The organism is Dokdonia sp. Hel_I_63, from assembly GCF_007827285.1.
Taxonomy (GTDB): domain Bacteria; phylum Bacteroidota; class Bacteroidia; order Flavobacteriales; family Flavobacteriaceae; genus Dokdonia.
On the sequence record NZ_VISD01000001.1, the window covers coordinates 654804 to 672275 of the forward strand.

A 17472-nucleotide genomic window follows, 5' to 3' on the forward strand; every position below is an offset into this window, starting at 1 on the left:
TTGTAACACAAAAACGAGCTTGATTTGAGACTTTTTATAGTTATCATAATATTTCAAAACATCATTAAATGTATTCAGCTATAGAAAATGAGTAGTTCTTGTTTAGGGATTCATCCAGTTCTTCACACAAATCGTATTTCTTAAAAAAACCTTAAAAATTTTTGTGTAGTTCGTCGAAAAAATTATGATTTCTTTACTGAAATGACGTCATTTACTGGGTAAGCATATAATTTTAGCAAAATAAATGCTAAATAATGTGTTTTATTAAGATTTCCCTATAATTAATTTAGAACTACAGTATGAAGAAAATCTACTCCTTTTTCCTAATGACTATTCTATTAGGAACCGCCGTTTATGCACAGACCAGTGTGGACGGAATCGTCCAAAATTATCTAAGTAGCAATGCAGAAGAAGTTGGCTTGAAGTCTACAGACGTTGCTCAATGGAAAATTACTGATATTGTTCCTTCTCTCAATCCTGAAATACAGCACGTTTATGTAAAACAAATGTATCAAGGTATTCCAGTACAAAACGGAACATACAAACTCACCGTAAGAGATGGTAAAGTTACCTACGAGATAAACCAGTTTGCAAAAGATGTTGCTCAAAAAGCTGCTGGAGCATCACTTTCACTGTCTCCAGAAAACGCAATCTTAAAGGTTGTGAATGCTCATAGTCTTAAGACACCAAGCAATCTAGGAGTTACAAAATCTTCTGGTAATCTTCTTGAATATGCAAATTCTGGAATAAGCTTAGAGCCTATTAAAGTAGAAAAAACATACCTAGCAATAGGTGATAAAATGCACCTTACTTGGAATGTATCTCTTTACCAACTTGACGCGCAACACTGGTGGAATGTAAATGTAGATGCATCTACAGGAGAAATCCTTAAAACCACAGACTGGGTGATTTCTTGTTCTTTTGAAGATCCTAATCACACAGAGCATGGTCATACAACTACAGAAGAGCCAGTAGTAAATTATGGGCCGCGCAGTGCTACTGAAGCGAGCTATACCGCAGCTGCAGTAGGTGGTGGTTCTTATAACGTATTTCCGCTAGGGATTGAAAGCCCTAGTCACGGTAACCGTGTGGTAGTTACAGATCCAGCAAATGCTAATGCATCTCCTTATGGATGGCACGACACAAACGGATCTGCTGGTGCAGAGTTTACAACAACGCGTGGTAATAATGTACTCGCGCAAGATGATACTAATGGTAATAATGGAACAGGTACAAGTCCTAATGGAGGAAGTGCTCTTAACTTTGATTTTAGCCTTAATTTAAATAACACTCCATCTACTTTCTTACCAGCAGCTACTACAAACTTATTTTACTGGAATAATATCATGCATGATGTATGGTACCAATATGGTTTTACAGAGGCGGCAGGTAATTTTCAAGAAAATAACTATGGTAAAGGCGGAGCAGGAAGTGATTCTGTAAATGCAGATGCTCAAGACGGCAGTGGGACTAACAATGCAAACTTTGCAACACCACCAGATGGTCAAAACCCTAGAATGCAAATGTTTTTATTCACAAATCCTACCCGTGATGGTGATTTTGACAACGTAATTATTGCACATGAGTACGGTCATGGTATTTCTACACGTCTCGTAGGAGGACCTGGTACAAACGCATTAGGAGGTTCTGAACAAATGGGTGAAGGATGGTCAGACTGGTTAGGTATGGTAATGACTATACGTCCAGGAGATACGAGAGATACCGCTAGAGGAGTAGGAACCTATGCAATAGGACAGCCTACAACAGGGGCAGGAATACGTCCTACGAGGTATGCTACAGACTTTGCTGTTAATGGAACAACATACAGTGACGTTCCGGGATTAGTAGCACCACACGGAGTGGGATATGGTTTTGCAACTATTCTTTGGGACATGACTTGGGATCTTATTGATCAAGAAGGATATGACCCTAATCAATATAGTGGTAATGGAGGTAATAACATCGCAATGTCACTTGTAATAGAAGGACTTAAAAACACTGCAAATAATCCAGGATATGTTTCTGGTCGTAATGGAATCCTACAAGCAGACCAAGATCTTTACGGAGGTCAGTTCAACTGTTTAATATGGGATGCTTTTGCTAGACGCGGAGTAGGTGTAGATGCCGTAGAAAATAGCAACGGAGGAACAAACACAAATTCAGATCAGGTAGTATCATTCACAAGTGGATGTTCTGGACCACCAGCGCCAGTATCTTGTACTAGTACCGTAGCGTCGTTCCCGTATGCTGAAGGTTTTGAAAACACAATTGGAGCTTGGTCTCAAGACACATCAGATAATGTTGACTGGACAGTAAACTCATCTGGCACGCCATCTTCTGGTACAGGACCAGCAGCTGCAAATGAGGGATCATTTTACATCTATGTAGAAGCATCTGGTGACGGTGCAGGATTTCCAACTAAGACAGCAACTTTAAATTCTCCTTGTTTTGATCTTACAGGAGTAAACGGAGCAGAAGTAACATTTAGTTACCAGATGACAGGTAGTGCTGTTGGGACTGTACGTCTTGAAGGAAGAGATGATGCAACGCAAACATGGGATGAATTATGGGTGCAATCTGGAGATAAAGGAGCGGCTTGGCTAGATGCAACCGTAAGTCTTGCATCTTATGATGGAGCCACACAATTACGTTTCCGTGCTACTACTGGAACTTCATGGCAGGGTGATATTGCTATTGATGGCTTTGCTATTGATGGTACTGCTCCGGCAGATACTCAAGCACCTACTGCGCCTACTAATCTTGCAGTAACAGATGTTACTACAACATCTGTAGCTTTATCATGGACAGCAGCTACAGATAATGTGGCAGTAACGGCATATGATGTCTTCCAAGGAACTAATAACCTAGGAGAAGTAACTGCTACTTCGGCAAATATAACAGGCTTAGCAGAAGGAACTACGTATCAATTTACGGTTCGCGCCAAAGATGAAGTAGGTAATATCTCAGGAAATAGTAACATCGTAAGTGCGACAACTGATACTACTGCACCACCTAGTGGATGTGTAGGTACAGCAAGTGCTCCTTATAGTGAGAGTTTTGAGTCAGGACTAGGTCAGTGGTCACAAGCTACAGGAGATGATATAAACTGGACACGCGATGCTTCAGGAACCCCTTCAAGTGGAACAGGGCCAGCATCTGGAGCTGATGGGTCTTTCTATTTATATGTAGAAGCTTCTGGTAACGGAACAGGTTTCCCTAACAAAAGAGCGATTATAAACTCACCTTGTTTTGATCTAACAGGAGAAACAGAAGCAAACTTTACATTTGATTATCACATGTTTGGATCAACAGACGGTGGTCGTATAGATCTTGAAGCAAGTGCAGATGGAGGTACGACATGGACAAGCCTTTGGAACCAAACTGGAAACCAAGGTAACCAGTGGAATGCTGTAACAATCAATCTTGATGGATACACTGGCGGAACAGTGCAATTACGTTTCAACCGTATTACTGGAAGTACATGGCAATCTGACGTTGCTATTGATAATGTAGTACTATCTGCCGGAGGTGGAGGAGGTGACACAGGTGCGCCATCTGGATACTGTGCATCAAATGGAAATAATACTAATGATGAGTATATACAACGTGTACAAATAGGAAGTATTAATAATGCAACCGGAGCATCTGCTGGCGGTTACGGAGATTTTACAAGCCTTTCTACAACATTAGGAAGTAGTAATACAATCACAATTACTCCAAGATGGACGGGAACTGTATATAATGAAGGGTATGCAGTATTTGTAGACTGGAACCGTGATGGAGATTTTACAGATGCAGGAGAGATTGTATACACTAGAGCAGCAACATCTGCTACTCCAATAACAGGAACATTTAGCGTGCCTTCTGGAGCATCTCAAGGAGCAACGAGAATGAGAGTTTCTATGAAGTATAACGGGATCCCTACAGCTTGTGAGAGTTTCCAGTATGGAGAAGTAGAGGATTATATTGTAAATGTGGTGAGTAGTGCTGGATTTGGAGCAAATGATGCTCAGAGCAGTCTAACCGAAGCAGCAGGAAGTGGAGAATTCTCTATATTCCCTAATCCTGTAACTCGCGGAGAGCTTTCAATTAACTTAAACGGCACAGAAGCAACTGCTGTGACTATCTATAATCTATTAGGGCAGGTAGTACACAAAGGTAATTTTGAAAACACACTTGATGTTTCAAGATTAGAGACTGGTGTTTATATTCTTGAAGTGGAAACTGCAACTACAAAAATGGTAAAACGTTTTATTAAGAAATAGTATTCATTTCTTAGTTTAGTAGACTATAAAGAAAAGCCCGATATCAAATTGATATCGGGCTTTTTCTATGTGAATAATTACGCTTTCGCGAAAGCGTACTCAACTTAATAAAACAATATTATCACTTATTGAGAAATTTCTTAAATTCTTCTGTGGTGTATATTTTCCAGATACCTAGTATTCCTGCAATGACCTGTAAAAACGTACCGCCACTTAATAATCCTGGTGCTAATGGCCAGTGCATAACCTTAAATAGAGCACCTAATACAGTGCAAATGAGCCCTAGAATAAATATGGTTAAAATGTGTTTTACCTTCATGATGAGTAGTAATTAGTTATACAGAAATGATTTCACTCTCTTCGAGTAGTTTCTCGTTGCGCAGCCTCAATACAATTTGAGCAACAGCAACGGTATCTTTTTCACAATATACTACAATACGTTTGATATCCTTTTCTTCGTAATAAACTGCCCTTACCTGGCTGCCATCTATGTCATCCTTGGGAGAAGGAATACCGAGAATTTTTGTGAGCAGTTTTAAAGAAGTGTAGTGTTTATAATCTCCAAACTTCCATAAATCTAAGGTGTCAATGTGAGGTATCTCCCAAGGTTTTTTCCCAAAGAGGTTAAGCTTATGAGGCAATGTAACGCCATTTATAATCATCCTACGAGCGATATATGGAAAGTCAAACTCCTTACCATTATGGGCGCAAAGAAGGTGATGCTTGCCATTAAAATGCGTTTTTAGTAAGGTTTTAAAATCATTGAGGAGAATTGCTTCATCATCTTCGGCAAAAGAGGTGGTTCTAAATCTCTTGCCTGCTACACTAGCGTTAAAATAACCTACAGAAATACACACGATTTTTCCAAACTCTGCCCATATCCCAGCGCGTTCATAAAAAGTCTCTGGAGTGTGCTCATCTTTGCGCAAATACTTTGTTTTATCTGCATAAAGGAACTTTTCAGTTTCATCAAGATTATCATAAGAAGCATGCTGAGGTACAGTCTCAATATCAAGAAAAAGAATATGTTCTAGTTGTAGCGTATCTATCATTTATATTTAAAGTAATTTGTGTGAAGCCTCATAGATATTTATTTAAACTGATAAAGCTATAAAAATTAACTATTTATTGAAAATCAGTAAGTTAAGATACAATAAAATTTGAATGTATATATTACTGTAAGCTTTGAGTCATTTCATAAGTAGCATCAATGTAATCATAAAAGTCTTGCGTAAATGATGCCCCAGGGGTAAATGCTCCTCGCTTATGCCCTAATCTTACAATGATTAGGTTGTCTTCGGGAATCGTGATTACATATTGACCTAAAATCCCACGCATTGCAAATATTTTTTTATCCCTGTAATTACTTAGCCAAAATCCATAACCATAATGATCATCCTCTTGAAATCGTGGGGTTATACTAGTAGATACAAACTTTGGGTCTAATATTTGTTTGCCATTCCATTTTCCTTGATTCATATATAATTTTCCAAAACGAGCAAAATCTCGCGCATTACTGGCTATACAGCAATATGTTTTTGCAAGTCTATTGTTTTTATCATCTACTTGCCATAGCGCGTTTTGTTCCATTCCCATAGGTTTCCAGAAATTTTGAGAGAGATACTGAGCTAGTGGCTGCCCTGTAGCTTCCTGAATAACCATCCCAAGTAATTGTGTATTGCCACTTAAATATTTTACAGACTGACCTGGGGTTTCAGTGACTTTAAGATTAAGAATTGTTTCGGCGAGATTATCATCATAATAAGACCTTGCAGTAAGACTGAATGGGCTTGTATAACTTTCATTCCAGTTAAGACCAGAGGCCATGGAAGATAGGTCACCCACTGTCATTGCGCTATCTGAAAATTGAGGAAAAAAATCACCCACTGGTTGATTAAGATCTTTTATAAAGCCATCTTTTATTGCCTTTCCCAGCATAGCACTTGTAACACTTTTTGCCATTGAGAAGGAATTTGTTTGAGAGCTAGGGCTATAATCTTCTTCGTATTTTTCATATACGATGCTGTCATTTTTAATGATAAGGAAAGCAACTGTACCTAACTCATCATTAATTTCAGTAAGCTCGCTAGTAGCATTTATGGTGTTATAGGCATCATGCTGCTCCCATGGTTGTACAGTACCATTTTGTATAATGTCATTTTCAAAACTAGGATAATCATCTATATAAGCAGTTGTGTGGCCTGTCATATATACCACTCGTACCCCTTTTAGGATGTAATCATAATCAGTAATATATAAGGCAGCCACGATAAGTGCGAATATTAGGACGAGACCTTTAATTGTTTTCTTTAAATATTTCATAATGTTATATAGGGATGGGAAAATGATTTTTTGCTTTCGCGAAAGCGAGATTGAAACCTTTACCTCAAAACAACGAACCCTGAGTAACGGGACTTTCATGTTCAAGCAGCCATTTTTTACGATGTAATCCGCCAGCATAACCCGTTAGAGAGCCATCGCTGCCTATCACGCGATGACAAGGAATGATTATAGAAATGGGGTTCTTACCATTTGCGCTTGCTGCTGCACGTATTACTTTAGGGTCGCCTAGCTGTTTTGCCATCGCTAGATACGAGGTTGTTTTTCCAAATGGTATAGCCTCTAACTCTCTCCAAACTCGACGTTGAAAATCTGTACCTGACGGATCGAGCTTGAGGGAAAAAGTAGTGCGTTCTCCAGCAAAGTATTCTAGAAGTTGGGCTACAGCATCATCAAGTACTTTTGGAATTATCGTAGTGGGTAACGCATCTGTTTCTATAAATAATACAGAACTCAGGCCATCGCTAGAGGCTTTTAACTCTAATAATCCTATAGGTGTGGCTATAATTGCGTGTTCCATTATCTCAAATATACCAATTAAGGTGTTGTTTATCTTACTGCCAATCAGTACTTTTATGGATTATAATATCTACATATGCGGCTCGCGCAACACCTTACTTATCTGGTTTTTAGCTTATTTTCTTTAATAATGATGGCACAAACGCCGTCTCAAGATATAGAAAATTATCAGAGCATTACATTAGATCTCGCTGCTATCCAATTGCAGAATCAGGAGTATAAAAGCGCTATCCAGACCCTAGATGATGTTCTAAAAAGAGCACAAAAACAAGATGATAAAAACAAGCAGTATAGTGGTTACTCCATTCTAGGCAACGTGTATTTGTCATTGCAAGACACGGTAAAATCACGAGATGTTTTTGAAAAAGCACTTGTGATAGCACAAGAACTTAAAAATGATACACTACTAGCATCTTCTTACAATGATTTAGGAAAGTTATACGCATCTTCTGAGGGGTATCAAGACAAGGCGATTAACTACTTGCAGAAAAATATCCAGTTAATAGAAAAATTTGATGGCTCAGATAAGTCACTTGGCGCGCGCATAAACCTCGCTACACTGTATTTAAAGCAAGAAAATTTTGACGAAGCATACCCTGCTTTAATGCAAGCTAAATTTGCAAGTTTAAGAGATTCCTTAGACCGTAAAAGCCGCGCAAGAGTGCTCACATTACTAGGAAGATATTACACTAGTAGTAAACAAGAAACGCTCGCCGAAGACGCTTTTATGGAAGCGATAGAAATCAGTTTTTCAGAAGGCCTAGTTGCCGAAGAGGAGGAAGCTCAAAAGCAACTTGCAAAATTTTATGAAAGCAATAAAAATTTTGAGGCGGCATACTACCACTCACAACGACAGTTACAGCTAGCAAATGAGGTTTTTAAAAATGAAAGCCAGAAGGAATTGCAGGTTGCAAGCGCACAGTTTTACTCTCGAGAAAATGAACGTGACCTTGAGATAGCCACAAAAGAAAAAGAATTATTGGATCAAGTAGCCGAGAGTTCGCTTAAAACGACAACGGCGCTTCTTTTTGCTTCATCCATACTACTTGTGGCGCTTTTTATAATTTTCACATTGTATCGAGCACGCAAGCAAAACTTATTACGCTTACGCGAAAAAAATAAGCAACTAGAAAAAGCAAAGAATGACGCCGAAGAACTTTCTAAACTTAAAACTCAATTCTTCTCAACAATTAGCCATGAGCTGCGTACACCGCTTTATGGAGTGATAGGGATTGCCTCAATCCTACTTGAAGATACAGAGGTAAACAAGCATAGGCATGATTTGAGATCGCTTAAATTCTCGGCAGATTATCTGCTCGCACTCATTAACGATGTGCTTCTTATGAGTAAAATGGAAGCAAAAAATATTAAGCTCGAGCATACACCTTTTAAACTTAATACACTTTTAAGGAGTATCACGCATTCATTTGAATTTAGTCTAGAGCAAAATAATAATAAATTACATTTAGAGATTGATAAAGACCTTCCTAACCAACTTGTAGGAGACTCAGTAAGGCTTTCTCAAATTTTAATGAATCTCATAGGGAATGCCATTAAATTTAATGAAAATGGAAATATATGGGTTCGTATAAAAAAGGAGTCTATTACCGCAGATGGGCTATATAGAACAGCATTTAACATAGAAGATGATGGGATGGGAATTCCAAAAAATAGCCAGCAAAGTATTTTTGAAGAGTTCTCTCAGGTAGAAAATAAAAACTACAATTATCAAGGTACTGGTTTAGGTTTACCTATTGTGAAGAAACTACTAGCGCTTTACGATAGCGATATTACGTTAGTAAGCGAAGAAGGAAATGGAGCAACTTTCTCATTTGTAATTAACCTAGAGAAAGCCACGGGAATAGCTTCTGTAGGGCAACAACAAATTGATACAATAGAGAGTATACACACACTTCAGGGAACACATCTCTTAGTGGTAGATGATAACCGTATTAATCAAAAGATTACTCAAAAACTACTTGAAAATAAAGGGTTTTCATGCGATCTCGCTAGCGATGGTATAGAGGCAGTAAGGATGGCTCAAAACGGAATGTATGACTTAATTCTTATGGACATTCACATGCCTAAAAAAGATGGTATTGAGGCAACTAAGGATATTAGAAAATTTAATACGAGTATACCAATAGTCGCACTTACAGCCGTAGAGATAGATGAAATACGCCATAAAATCTACAAAGCCGGTATGGATGACATACTAGTAAAGCCTTATGATGTATCTCTATTCTTAAGTGTGATACTTCGTAACATAAAAAACAAAAAGGCACAAACAATTTTACCTACTGGAGAAGAGCTTCTAAATTGATTTATACATCAGAAGGCTTATTTTCTGGATTGCTGTCATCATAAAGACCTAAAGTCTTTGCGCGCTTTTGCCAGTTTTTTCTAGCTAGGGTTTGCAAGTCGGCAACGCTGTCGCTTTCATCCATAATTTCTAGTCCTAGTAAAGTTTCAATAACGTCTTCCATGGTAACGAGACCACTCATAGTTCCATACTCATCCACTACTAGCGCGACATGGTTTTTAGTAGAAATAAGCTGATCAAATAAATCTGGAATAGGCAGATTGCGCTTTGTAACAAGAATAGGACGTTCTATCTCCTTTAAAGTAGTTAAATGTTTGTCTAAAGCCATCTCACGATACACTTCGCTTTTTAACACAATACCCGTGATATGATCTCTTGTTCCTTCAAAAATAGGAATACGAGAAAAACGTAATGATTGATTCTCAGCAAAAAAGTCGGCAACGGTGGTTGATGCGTCTGCCATTTTTATCACGGTGCGAGGCGTCATAATATCTTTAGTAAGCACCTCTTTAAATGTAAGAAGGTTGTTAAGTATTTTTGATTCGCTTTCTTCAAAAACACCATCTTCACCTGCCATTTGTGCCATTGCAGTAAAGTCCTCACGGCTCAATACACTCTCGTGATGACCACCGCCACCTACCATACGCGTAAAAAGCTGTAGTAACCATAAAACACCTGTGTATTTTAAACTGGCCACCATAATTGTGAGCGTCTTAGCCGAAAAATTTGCAAGAGACTTCCAGAATTTTGCACCTATAGTTTTTGGTATAATCTCACTCGCAATTAAGATAAGTAGCGTCATTAGAGCAGATACAAAACCAAGAAAGTTGATCTCTGTAAATCCAAGGTTAATAACAAATTCTGGGTATAAATCTGCAGCGACAGTACCCACCATCATTGCACCCACAGTATGGGCAAGCGTATTTAGAGTAAGGATTGCGATAAGCGGTTTATCTACATCTTTTTTAAGCTCTTCAAGAGTTTCGGCATAGGCTTTTCCCTCGTTTTTCTTGATGTTTATAAACGTAGGTGTCACACTCAGAAGTACAGCTTCAAGTATAGAACACAAGAATGAAAAAAAGATTGATATAGTTGCCCACAACAGTAATTGACCCATAATAAAGAGATTGTTTTATGTAAATGTAGGGAAAAAGCGACGATACTTTAGTGGTGTTAGACGTACTTTATATGTGGGCACGCTTTCGCGAAAGCGTAATTAATCATACCAGTCCTAAATCATAACAATAATTTAAGACCAAACCCTTGATTTTTGGGTAGGTTCGCATCTCTTATAATTAGATATGAAAAAGCAAGAATTAAAGGCAGTACTTTTTGATTTTGACGGAACTTTAGTAAACTCAGAGTCGCTTCATTTTGATGCATTTAATGAGCTTCTTGAGCCGTTTAATATCGAGTATTCTTGGGAAGAATATGCGGCAACTATGGCTGGAAAGCCCGCTTATTATGCATTAGAGCAAATTATCAAGGAACATAATCTTGATGTTCCATTTGAAGAAACGCTTAAGAAAAAAGAAGCGTTGTCTTATAAAAATCTTCGTAACTCGCCAGTTACATTTATGCCTCATGCAATAGAGACGCTCAATTATTATAGAGATAAAGGAATTACACTAGCGCTTGTTACAGGAAGTGATCGTGAGATGGTAGATATTATTTTTGGTAAGGAAGATCTCGCACACTTTTTTGAGATTACAGTGACTTCCTCAGATGTAATGGATACAAAACCTAATCCAGAGTCTTACCTCAAAGCACTTAGTGATCTAGGCCTCCAGCCAGAAAATTGTATCGCTATAGAAGATACACACAGCGGTATGACTTCTGCAAAAGACGCAGGATTGCAGTGTTTAATAGTACAACATGATACTACACAACATAAGCGGTTGCAAAGAGCAGATGCGCTCTACATAGATTTAAGAGAAGCACGAGCACATATTGAATCGCGTTTTTCTTTCTAGAAACTCATTTTTTCGCGAAAGCGGAAAGTTTACACAGGCTTTTCAAAAACTTCTTTAAAAGTAAATGCGTGCTCACTAGCACCATTTTCTTGGAGATAAGCAAGTCTTTCAATCGCCTCTTTTTCTGTGGGAGTGGTTCCGGCTTCTATCCACCATAGCGCATAGTGTGCCTCACCATACTTTTGAAACCATTCCTTTTGGCGTTTCATAATAGCCGTGTGGAACGTCGTATAGGTATATGCTCTAAGCGACTCTACATCCTCCCATACAGAGAAATTTATAAGCACTTGCTCATCGGCTAGCGCATTGGGTTGAGGTGTGGCATTCTCATCAAAAACATCCCGCCACACAAAACCTTTAGATTCTTCTGCAAGCACGTTTACCTCATTTGTATGATCTCTAAAATCCTTCATCTCGGGATCATTTATAGAGACCCCTTTCATGCGGGCAACGTTTACTTGAGCGAGGTGGTAGTTCATATAATTGCGTCTAGTTGTGTCAATTAACTAATCAGCTTCACAACATCTTTTGCAAAGTAACTCGCCATCATGGTTGCTCCTGCACGTTTAATAGCGATTACTTGCTCCATCATCACGCTATCGTGATCTAGCCAACCTTTTTCGGCAGCGGCTTTGAGCATTGCATACTCGCCACTCACTTGATATACAGCAATAGGTACATTTACTGCTTCTCGTAAATCACGCACAATATCTAGGTAACATAGTCCTGGTTTGACCATTACAATATCTGCTCCTTCTTCTACATCCATGAGTGTTTCTTTAATCGCCTCATCACGATTTGCAAAATCCATCTGATATGTTTTCTTATCCTTTGGAACATCTTTGAGATCAACAGGGGCGCTATCCAATGCATCACGGAAAGGGCCATAAAAAGAGCTCGCATACTTTGCGCTATAGCTCATAATGCCAGTGTTATAAAAACCTTCGTCTTCAAGGAGGCTACGCATTTCAAAAATACGACCGTCCATCATATCACTTGGTGCAAGAATATCTGCACCAGCGCGAGCGTGGCTTAGTCCCATTTCGGCAAGAACAGCGGCTGTATCGTCATTTACAATCTCTCCGTTACCTACAATTCCATCGTGGCCAAAAGAAGAATACGGATCTAATGCCACATCTGTCATCACAACCATTTCTGGACATGCATCCTTAACCGTCCTAATTGCACGCTGCATAAGTCCGTCACTATTAAGAGCCTCTGTTCCAGAGTTGTCTTTAAGGTTATCTTGCACTTTTACAAAAAGCAAAACAGATTTTAATCCCATTGACCACAACTCTTTTACCTCTTTGGCTATGAGCTCTAAGCTATACCTGTAATATCCAGGCATAGAGTTTATTTCTTCTTTCACACCCTTGCCTTCCACCACAAAAAGTGGAACAATAAAATCATTAGGAGTGATGTATGTCTCGCGCACGATAGAACGTATAGCTTCTGAGGTGCGTAGTCTGCGATTTCTGCGTAGCATAAAAAGAGGTGTATAGATTTATAATCGTCTAGTTAGGTGACCACAACTCTTTTACAAATAGTCGTTCGTACATCGAATTGTGTGCCTTATATTTAAACAAATTTACCAATTAATTTACCACTCCCTTTGCTTAAAGAAGCCTTTCATTTTATCTACCCGTGGCGCACGTATCAAGAGCGCTTCTTAAAGGACTTTAATGATCACATTGCAGACAACCATTTGCATGTAGTTGCACCTCCAGGATCTGGTAAAACAGTACTTGGACTCGAGATGATGCGTCGTGTAAACGAGAAAACGCTTGTGCTTGCACCTACAATTACGATACGTAATCAATGGGAGCAACGCATGTTTGAGTGTTTTGTGAGCGAGGAAGATTGTACTATTCCGCTTTCGCGAAATATAAAAGAGCCTGCACACATCACTTTTGCTACTTACCAATCACTACATGCTTTTTCAAAAAATGAAATGGAAGGCGATATGAATCGGCTGGTAGCTTTTTTCGCGGAAGCGGGCATCAAACATATTGTATTAGACGAAGCACATCACCTTAAAAACGAGTGGTGGAAACCACTTTTTGCCCTCAAAAAACTAGAGGGAACACTCACTGCGTTGACCGCTACACCACCATATGATAGTGAGCAACGAGAAATATCCAAATATTTCCAATTATGCGGTCCGATAGATATTGAAATAAGCGTTCCAGAATTAGTAAGAGAAGGAAATCTATGCGCGCATCAAGATTACATTTATTTCTCCGAACCAGACGAAGCTCAAATTCAATACATTTTGAAATACCGAGTAAAATCAAAGGTTTTCATTGATTCGTTAGTAGAAAATGATAATTTTGGAACGTTCGTTTTAGAACATACTTTGTACACTTTGACAGATGGATTACTTGATCCTATCTATGAGAAACCAGATTTTTACGTTGCCATTCTCGTGTACCTTCAAGCACGTGGTCATGAGATCCCAAAAGAGAAAATTGAGGTCATTGGAGTAGACACAGAGAAGGCACAATTACCACTTTTTAATCAAGAATGGGCAGAGCGATTATTACAACCTATACTCGTTACAGATAGAGAACTATTTATAGAAGACGAAGAGATGCTGCTGGATGTAGAAAAGCAGTTGCGTAGGGTAGGTGCCTTTGAGAATAACCGGGTGAACTTTAAAGGAGAGCGCCAGCTTTATAAATCACTTGCGCAAAGTCCTAATAAGCTTAAAAGTATTTGCGAGATTATAGATTTTGAAGCCCAAGGAATGGGTGAAGATTTACGCGCAGTAATCCTCACGGATTATGTACGCAAGGAATTCTTAGAAAGCGTAAACGATGACCTAGCAGATATAAATAAACTTGGTGTTGTTCCTATTTTTCATCACCTACGACACTCGCTTGCACAAGTAGTAGAACGCTCTCACGGAATAAACAAATTAGAAAAACTAGCTGTTCTCACGGGTACACTTGTCATTGTACATAAACACTTAGAAAGAGAAATCGTCAAAGTACTTTCAAATGATGATTATACCATCACGCCTCTTGATGGAACGGATTTTATCATTGTAAAAACAAAGGAACGAGCAAAGAGTATTATTGTGAGTGTCATTACACAGTTATTTACAGATGGTCACATACAAATTCTGGTAGGCACCGCTGCCTTGCTAGGAGAAGGATGGGATGCTCCTGCTATTAATACTTTAGTACTTGGTTCCTACGTAAGCTCTTTTGTTATGTCTAATCAAATGCGTGGTCGTGCTATACGCGTACAATCTAGTAATCCAGATAAAGTGGCTTCCATCTGGCATCTCGCGTGTATAGATCCTACCATTGATGGCGGTGGTGAAGATGTGGCAAAACTTGTAAAACGTTTTGACGCCTTTTGCGGAGTCTCCCTTGAAAATGATCCTTTTATAGAAAATGGCGCCGACCGGTTTGCACTGCCTACAACCACAATTAACAAGGAGACGATTAATGAAAAAATGCTCCAGCTAGCAGCAAACAGAAGCCATATTAAAGAGCGCTGGAATAAAGCTATAGGGACTGGAAAGTTACTTGTACGAGAACTAAAGTTTGATTTTAGCCCAAGTAGCAAGAAGAAAGAAGCCGAAACGCACAAGGTCTATTATAAAGATGCTGTAAAGTATAGTTTTATGCAGCTAGGAGCTGTTATTACTATGACTATCCCAGAGATAATAATTAATAATGTAGGAAGCTATTTTTCTAAGGGAATGTTGTTTTTTATATACGCTACCATTGGCTCTATTGTTCTCGCGTTAGCGCCTAAAACCTACAAGGCGATTGTCAAGTATATTAAATTTGGTCGGATCGATAAGCAAGTGTATAAAATGGGACAAGTGGTATTAAAGTCACTGCGTGAGCGATTACTCATTACCACCCAACTACAACAAATGAAGCTCGGCGTAGAGTATTTACCTAACGGGGAGATTGCTTGTTTTCTCACAGGCGCCACGGCAAAGGAGGAAATACTCTTTGTAAACTGCCTGCAAGAACTTCTAGAACCCGTAGATAATGCACGCTATATGATTGAACAATCGGGTTGGTTTCAAGAGAAATTTGGACTTGCAAATTACTACAGCGTACCCTCCATATTTACAACAAATAAGAAAGATGCCTCCCTATTTTATAGATATTGGAAGATTTTTGTGAGTGATGACGCACGACTGACTTTTACAAGAACACGAGACGGCAGGAAGCAATTACTTAAAGCACGTTTTCATTATTTGAACACCGAGAATGGCCTCAAGACAAAAACGTCTGCTATCTGGAGGTAAGGGGTTTTTCGCTTTCGCGAAAAAGTGAAGACTCATTGGTCATCAGTCGCACACACAGTAATTTATGACCAATAAGTAGTTTTGGTTTTTAAGAAACCCACTCCTTTGGCTCCTGCAGCACTTTTATTAATCGTTCTTCTTCACTTCCAGGTGCTGGGTGGTGATCATATTTCCACTGTACTACGGGAGGAAGGCTCATTAAGATACTCTCAATGCGGCCATTAGTTTTTAGCCCAAAGAGGGTTCCTTTATCGTGTACGAGGTTAAATTCTACGTAACGACCACGGCGTACTTCTTGCCAGTCTTTTTGTTCTTTCGCGAAAGCGGTGTCTTTTCTACGCTCCACAATAGGGACATATGCCTCTAAGAAACTGTCGCCCACAGTGGTCACAAAATTGTACCAGTCTTGCATAGAACGCTCTTCGGTAGCTTTACAATAGTCAAAAAATAAGCCTCCTATACCGCGACCTTCATTGCGGTGTGCGTTGTAAAAATACTCATCACAACGTGCTTTATATTTAGGATAAAAGTCTGCATCATGTTTATCACAAGCGGTTTTACACGTCTGGTGAAAGTGCGTTGCATCTTCATCAAAAAGGTAATAAGGAGTGAGGTCTTGCCCTCCACCAAACCATTGATCTACAATATTTCCTTCCTTATCATACATCTCAAAATAACGCCAGTTTGCGTGCACCGTAGGCACCATTGGGCTTGTAGGGTGCAAGACCAGTGAGAGTCCGCAGGCAAAGAAATTTGCATCTTCTACGCCAAAATATTGTTGCATCGCCTTCGGAAGTTCGCCGTGAACTTGTGAAGTGTTTACACCGCCTTTTTCGAAGATGTTACCATTTTCAATGACGCGCGTGCGACCACCACCACCTTCTGGACGTTTCCAGTTATCTTCTTGAAATGTTGCTTTTCCGTCTAATTGCTCCAGTCTAGAAGTAATTTGATCTTGAAGATTGAGGATGTAGGCTACAAATTGTTCTTTCATTATATGTTTTTTTAGGTGGTGACCTATGTAGTCAAGCTAGTATTATGGTCTTTATCGAGCAGCTTTATAGTTTGCACAGTTGCGGCAGTTACAGAGATGGGCAAAACGAGTATAATTCCCACAAGTGGGATGATAAGAAACAGCATAAATACAATACCATTACCTATGGCTTGGCCCTTGTTTCTTTTTACAAAATCTACGCTTTCTCTATACTTAAAATGACGTTCCAGTGTGTAATCCATATTACCAAAACCTGCGTAGTAAGCTTGTGTAAGAAATAGTAAAATAGTGGCAGCAATACTCCCTATAATTGGGATAAAATTGAGCAGTAAGATAGGTAGTGTGATAAGCAGTTCTAGACCCAAGTTACGCACGTTTATGCGTATGCCTCGTATAAGTTGTTCGGTGTTTGAGGTGTCTCTATGGGTGTGATTTTCTCCTTTAAGGTGAGCTTCTATTTTTTCTGAAACAGGGCTCATAAATGGCGCGCTCAGTGCCATAATAATGTGCTTATACAAGATAAGGCCTATGGCGATAATGAGCAGTGCGCTTACTATTTCTGCAAATATAAAAAAGGCGTGTCTTCCCGTTTCCCAAGGCCAGATTTGCTCTACCCAGTGACCTATATTATCAGAAAAACCCCAAGCAGATGCTGCAATCATTGAGGCAGTAATAAGACTTATAGCCATTGGGATGGCAAAATACTTCCAAAGCCCCAGCTTTGAGATTAACCCAAATGATGATTTATACGTTTGTAATCCGTTTAAGATGCCTTTTATCAT

Annotated in this window: 13 protein-coding genes; 4 read left to right on the top strand and 9 right to left on the bottom strand. The window is 39.1% G+C overall.

Annotated elements, in window-relative coordinates; genetic code table 11:
- Window positions 1-299 precede the first annotated feature (299 nt).
- Window positions 300-4265: a M36 family metallopeptidase gene (locus JM84_RS02950; protein ID WP_144782660.1), complete on the top strand. Its 3966-nt coding sequence runs from the start codon at window positions 300-302 to the stop codon at window positions 4263-4265.
- A 121-nt stretch (window positions 4266-4386) separates the two neighbouring features.
- Here JM84_RS02950 and JM84_RS02955 read toward each other — a convergent pair whose 3' ends face one another.
- From JM84_RS02955 to JM84_RS02970, 4 genes are all read right to left on the bottom strand, one after another.
- Window positions 4387-4584, bottom strand: coding sequence for a gliding motility protein GldL (locus tag JM84_RS02955; protein ID WP_144782662.1), 198 nt, complete (start codon window positions 4582-4584; stop codon window positions 4387-4389).
- 16 nt (window positions 4585-4600) lie between these two features.
- Entirely contained in the window at window positions 4601-5317 is a 717-nt protein-coding gene (locus tag JM84_RS02960; RefSeq protein WP_144782664.1) for a 3'-5' exonuclease, read from the bottom strand.
- A gap of 121 nt (window positions 5318-5438) precedes the next feature.
- Window positions 5439-6587, bottom strand: coding sequence for a serine hydrolase domain-containing protein (locus JM84_RS02965; protein WP_144782665.1), 1149 nt, complete (start codon window positions 6585-6587; stop codon window positions 5439-5441).
- Between the two features lie 64 nt (window positions 6588-6651).
- Entirely contained in the window at window positions 6652-7125 is a 474-nt protein-coding gene (locus tag JM84_RS02970) for a methylated-DNA--[protein]-cysteine S-methyltransferase (protein ID WP_013750552.1), read from the bottom strand.
- 129 nt (window positions 7126-7254) lie between these two features.
- On the opposite strand from JM84_RS02970, the gene JM84_RS02975 reads away from it, so the two are divergent.
- A complete protein-coding gene (locus JM84_RS02975) occupies window positions 7255-9447 on the top strand; it encodes a response regulator (RefSeq protein WP_013750551.1) in 2193 nt (730 codons plus the stop codon).
- Between the two features lies 1 nt (window position 9448).
- Here JM84_RS02975 and JM84_RS02980 read toward each other — a convergent pair whose 3' ends face one another.
- Window positions 9449-10564, bottom strand: coding sequence for a CNNM domain-containing protein (locus JM84_RS02980; RefSeq protein WP_144782667.1), 1116 nt, complete (start codon window positions 10562-10564; stop codon window positions 9449-9451).
- Window positions 10565-10748: 184 nt separating this feature from the next.
- Here JM84_RS02980 and JM84_RS02985 point away from each other — a divergent pair, with 184 nt between their 5' ends.
- Complete coding sequence (locus tag JM84_RS02985) at window positions 10749-11420, top strand: HAD family hydrolase (RefSeq protein WP_144782669.1); 672 nt, start codon at window positions 10749-10751, stop codon at window positions 11418-11420.
- A 29-nt stretch (window positions 11421-11449) separates the two neighbouring features.
- On the opposite strand, the gene JM84_RS02990 is transcribed toward JM84_RS02985, so the two are convergent.
- The gene (locus JM84_RS02990; RefSeq protein ID WP_144782671.1) at window positions 11450-11899 is read right to left on the bottom strand and encodes a DUF3291 domain-containing protein; all 450 of its coding nucleotides are present in this window, start codon (window positions 11897-11899) and stop codon (window positions 11450-11452) included.
- 23 nt (window positions 11900-11922) lie between these two features.
- On the bottom strand, window positions 11923-12906 hold the full coding sequence (gene hemB / locus JM84_RS02995; protein ID WP_144782673.1) for a porphobilinogen synthase: 984 nt from the start codon (window positions 12904-12906) through the stop codon (window positions 11923-11925).
- Between the two features lie 126 nt (window positions 12907-13032).
- On the opposite strand from hemB, the gene JM84_RS03000 reads away from it, so the two are divergent.
- A complete protein-coding gene (locus JM84_RS03000; protein ID WP_144782674.1) occupies window positions 13033-15696 on the top strand; it encodes a DEAD/DEAH box helicase family protein in 2664 nt (887 codons plus the stop codon).
- An 88-nt stretch (window positions 15697-15784) separates the two neighbouring features.
- Here the strand turns inward: JM84_RS03000 and hemF are convergent, their stop codons facing one another.
- On the bottom strand, window positions 15785-16690 hold the full coding sequence (gene hemF / locus JM84_RS03005; RefSeq protein ID WP_144782676.1) for an oxygen-dependent coproporphyrinogen oxidase: 906 nt from the start codon (window positions 16688-16690) through the stop codon (window positions 15785-15787).
- Window positions 16691-16713: 23 nt separating this feature from the next.
- A complete protein-coding gene (locus JM84_RS03010; RefSeq protein ID WP_144782678.1) occupies window positions 16714-17472 on the bottom strand; it encodes an EI24 domain-containing protein in 759 nt (252 codons plus the stop codon).